Origin of the sequence: Rhodoplanes roseus (assembly GCF_003258865.1) — a bacterium.
GTDB classification, from domain to species: domain Bacteria; phylum Pseudomonadota; class Alphaproteobacteria; order Rhizobiales; family Xanthobacteraceae; genus Rhodoplanes; species Rhodoplanes roseus.
The window spans coordinates 1-288 of the sequence record NZ_NPEX01000741.1 but is presented as its reverse complement, the minus strand read 5'-3'; the positions used below and the strand labels follow the sequence as shown (position 1 = coordinate 288).

Here is a 288-nt window from a genome sequence, read left to right as displayed (position 1 = left end):
CTGGTGTTCCGGCAGCGCCGCCCGCACGATCTCACCCTGAAGCGCGCCGGTCTCCTGCTCGATGCCCTTGGCACAGGCGACAACCACGGCATCCTCAGAAAGCGTTGCGCCGATTCCAGTCAGCAGCGACCGGGTGGCTTGCGACGGGACGACGAGAAGCACGCAATCGGCGTCGCCGAGGCGCGCCATATCGCTGGTGACGGCGATCGTCTCCGGCAGCCGCGGCCCGGGCAGAAAATCGCTATTTTCCCGGCTTTCCGCCATTCGCTCAGCGGCTGCTGCGTCGAT

General features: G+C 66.7%; 1 pseudogene. It reads right to left on the bottom strand.

The features are described from left to right. Nucleotides 1–288, bottom strand: a pseudogene (locus tag CH341_RS32210) (NAD(P)H-dependent glycerol-3-phosphate dehydrogenase); the annotation flags it as partial.